General features: G+C 65.8%; 5 protein-coding genes. 3 read left to right on the top strand and 2 right to left on the bottom strand.

The window, feature by feature from the left end:
* The coding region (locus ACWGKS_RS29670; RefSeq protein ID WP_452525031.1) for a glycosyltransferase family 4 protein at positions 1 to 983 on the top strand (983 nt) is incomplete at its 5' end.
* Positions 984 to 1,153: 170 nt separating this feature from the next.
* Here ACWGKS_RS29670 and ACWGKS_RS29675 read toward each other — a convergent pair.
* Together ACWGKS_RS29675 and ACWGKS_RS29680 are read right to left on the bottom strand one after the other, a co-directional pair.
* Positions 1,154 to 1,408 (bottom strand): DUF397 domain-containing protein, encoded by a 255-nt coding sequence (locus tag ACWGKS_RS29675; protein ID WP_358503386.1) that lies wholly within the window; start codon positions 1,406 to 1,408, stop codon positions 1,154 to 1,156.
* Positions 1,405 to 2,265, bottom strand: coding sequence for a helix-turn-helix domain-containing protein (locus tag ACWGKS_RS29680; RefSeq protein ID WP_358503383.1), 861 nt, complete (start codon positions 2,263 to 2,265; stop codon positions 1,405 to 1,407). The genes ACWGKS_RS29675 and ACWGKS_RS29680 overlap by 4 nt, the downstream gene beginning before the upstream one ends.
* A 270-nt stretch (positions 2,266 to 2,535) precedes the next feature.
* Between ACWGKS_RS29680 and ACWGKS_RS29685 the strand changes: the two genes are divergently transcribed.
* Both ACWGKS_RS29685 and ACWGKS_RS29690 read left to right on the top strand, forming a co-directional pair.
* The gene (locus tag ACWGKS_RS29685) at positions 2,536 to 3,111 is read left to right on the top strand and encodes an ATP-binding protein (RefSeq protein ID WP_358503381.1); all 576 of its coding nucleotides are present in this window, start codon (positions 2,536 to 2,538) and stop codon (positions 3,109 to 3,111) included.
* 120 nt (positions 3,112 to 3,231) lie between these two features.
* The coding region (locus ACWGKS_RS29690) for a hypothetical protein (protein ID WP_452525034.1) at positions 3,232 to 3,559 on the top strand (328 nt) is incomplete at its 3' end.

Genomic DNA, 3,559 nt, shown 5'->3' on the forward strand with positions numbered 1-3,559 from the left:
CCGCCCTGTACCCGGGTGAACAGACCGTCGCCGACCCCGAGGGCGAGCCCTTCCCCGACACCCGGCACGACCTGGCCTGGTACCGGCCCGACGGTTGGTTCGCGACGGGTCGGCGGCTGGCCCGCACCGAGGACCTGGTGGTGCTCACCCTGTTCTCACCGGTCCAGGTCCCCGCCTACCTGGGGATCCTGGCCGGACTGCGCTCGGCTCGACCGAGCCGAGGAGCCGAGCGAACCCGTGTGGTGGTCCTGTGCCACAACGTCCTGCCGCACGAACGCCGTGCCGTGGACGTCTCCCTGGTCCGCGCCCTGCTGCGCCGCGCCGATGGGGTGCTCACCCACTCGACCGAACAGGCCCGCCTGGCCGAAGGGCTGCTCGGTTCCGAGCGTCGTCGGCCGGTGGTCGCGCCGATGCCCCCGCACCTGCCCGACACCGGCGCGCGTTCCGCGCCGGAGCCGGGGGAGCGGCGCCACCTGCTCTTCCTCGGGATCGTGCGCCCCTACAAGGGCGTGGACGTGTTGCTGCGGGCGCTGGCCGAGGGTGCGCCGGGCGACGTCACCCTGACCGTGGCCGGAGAGTTCTGGGGAGGATCCGCCGACCTGACCGCGTTGGCCCGTCGTCTCGGGGTGGCCGATCGGGTGCGCTTCCGCGAGGGCTACGTGCCCGCCGAGGAACTCCCCGAGTTGTTCGCCGCCGCCGACGCCATGGTGTTGCCGTACCGTTCCGCCACCGCCAGTCAGAACGTGTGGCTGGCCCACGAGCACGGTCTACCGGTGATCGCCACCCGTGCGGGCGCCCTCGCCGACCACGTGCGCGAGGGGGTGGACGGGATGCTGTGCGAACCCGGCGACGTCACCGACCTGGCTCGGGCTTTGGCCGACTTCTACCGCCCGGGGGTTCCCGAGCGTCTGCGCGCGGGCGTGCGCCCGGTGGAGGCCGCCCCGTTCTGGAAGGACTACACCGACCGTCTCCTAGGAGCCTGACCACGGAGGGGAGGCCGTTGCCTCCCCGTCCCGCGTTCGGCGCTCTCAGTTGGAGCCCGGGAGCGGACAGCGGCCCGGGGCCCGAGTTGGAAGTCCTCAAGAGTCAGTCGTGTGGGAGACGCCTGCGGTGGGTGAGGGCCCACCGCAGGCGGGGTTCTGGCCGGGGTCGGTTAGCGGAGAGCGCTTCTGAGGAAGCCGGTCCACTCGGAGACGGGGAAGGGGAAGTGTCCGGCATCGGGGTGCTTCGAGTCACGGATGGCCGCGCCTCTGGGGAGTTCGGCGACCTCGACGCAGTCTTCGCCGGCACCGCTGTGGCTGCTCTTCCGGAAGCTGGTGGGGATGTGCGCTACCTCCACGCAGTTTCCACCTGTCTCACCGCTATAGCTGCTTTTATGCCAGTTCAACTCCAGCGATTCTTGATTCATCGCAGGTTCTCCATGATCTCCTTCATCCTTGAACGTGAGGGTTCAGGTTTGAGCGCGGCCATCCGAAGGTGTTCGAAAGCTATCTGATGGTTCTTGATCTCTGAGGGTTGCTCAAGGTACATCGCTCCAGTGCGGTATTCGAGGTAGATGAGACCAGGATCCGTGGAAGCTGGGAACCCTAGGATGGAGAAGCTTCCCAGCATGCCAGCGTGAGTTCCACTTGGTTGTGGCAAGAGCTGGATGGTGATGCGTGGATGGGAACTCAGGTTGAGGATGTGGTCAATCTGATCATGCATGACTGATCGACCTCCGACCTCGCGGAGAAGAGTTGTCTCGTCGATGACAGCCCAGAGCCGGATGGCCTCTTCCCCAGACAGGATGTTCTGCCTGGCTATGCGCACGTCGACCAACTTCTCGACTTCGTCAGATCCCTGTTCCGCGATCGCCCCGTTGATAACGGTGTATGCGTACTCCCTGGTCTGAAGTAGGCCCGGGATCAGCTGAGTCTCCCAGGTATAGATCTCTGAGGCACCTTGCTCAAGACCGAGGTACAAAGAGAACCATTTCGGCAGGGTGACGCTGTCGTCCTGCTTCTCCCACCAGCCTCGTTTGCGCGCGTTGCGAGCTGCTTGAAGGTAGTGATCACGGCGTTCCTCGGGAATCTGGTAGAGGTCGAAGAGGATTTCTTCCAGGTCCCGGGCGCGTGGTGGGACCATTGCGGTCTCGATGTAGTGCAGCTTCCCTTGGGTGCAGCGAAGCTCCGCGGCGACGTCTTTGCGGCTGAGTCCGGCCTCCACCCTGAGACGTTTTAGCTCGTGGGCAAGCCAACGTCGCCACACTGTCGGACTTGATCCCATTTGCACCACCCTGTCTGTCTGAAGTCAGCCGTTCGAACGTTAGTTGGGTCGGCTGCCCGGTGTGGAAGCTTCGAGAAACCTGGATGGCCAGGTTGGTGAATCGCTGGCGGGAAGCTGTTTGAGATTCTATATTGAAAATCAATCATGACTCTCAAGAGTCTGAGGCGCCGGTTGTCCGCTGAGCAACACAGGGCGGATGGTGCGGAGGTTTCGTGTCCGTAGAGCCGACGCTTTGAAGTCCGGTGACCCATGTCAAGGAGTGTGTTCGTCATGCCCGAAAACGCCTTCGCGCCCGCCCCTGGCCCTGTCCCCGTCCCGGTTCAGGGCGAGGCCACGGTGCCGTTGGCCAGCTTCATCCGGCCCTTCCAACGCCACTACTTCTCCGGCCTGCCCGAGCGCCCCAACTACCGAGCGCGCAGCTACGACTTCGCTGGAGTCCCCGCCCTGATGCCCCTGGTCCGCGCGTTCCTGGACACGTGCGCGGCCACCGAAACGGGCGACTACCGCTACCTGTTCACCCTGCTGGGCAGCGAGCTGGCCAATAACGCGCTCCGGCACAGTCTCTCCGGACTCCCGGGTGGCAACTACACCCTGCGGGTGCACCGTGACAAGGAAGGACTCCACCTGAGCTGCCACGACCGGGGCGGACTACACACCCGCAACACCCGCCTCGTCCCGGCCCCGGACGGGCTGAACCTGGGAGCCGAGTCCGGGCGCGGTTTGGCGATGATCGACGCCTTGGCCACCTCATGGGGCGACAACGGCAACGCCGAGTACCGCACCGTGTGGCTGTACCTGGCCTACGACCTGACCCGCAGCGGATGGAACACCGCCGCCCTCAACTGAACTCCACGCTCTGTCACGTCGATGACATGAGACGGGCCCAGGAGAGCGCGCCAACGCTCTTCCGGGCCCTGAACCCCCGAACAACCAAACCAGTTCATTTGTAAGGAAAACGAGGATCTGATGAACCACCCTATCCCCGCGCCGCGTCGCCCCGTGGACACTCGCCCCACCCACACCAGCGGCACGACCTTCACCCCGGCCCCGCCGCGTTCGGCCCCCACCACCGGTCCGGTCTGTGCGTCCTGTGACCATCGCACCTGCCGGACCCAGCGCGCCCGCACCCTGCCCCGCCTGGGTGGACACCGCTCCGAGTTCTCCCGCGAACACGCCCAGGCCGCCCAGGCCCAAGCCCGAAACCGCCACCTGCTCATCTATTTCGGTGAGGCCACCCAGTCGTTCTGGATCGCCACCCCCTCCGGCCTGGTCGAAGCCCGCGACGTGGACGAAC

Source organism: Nocardiopsis sp. NPDC055879 (assembly GCF_053615935.1).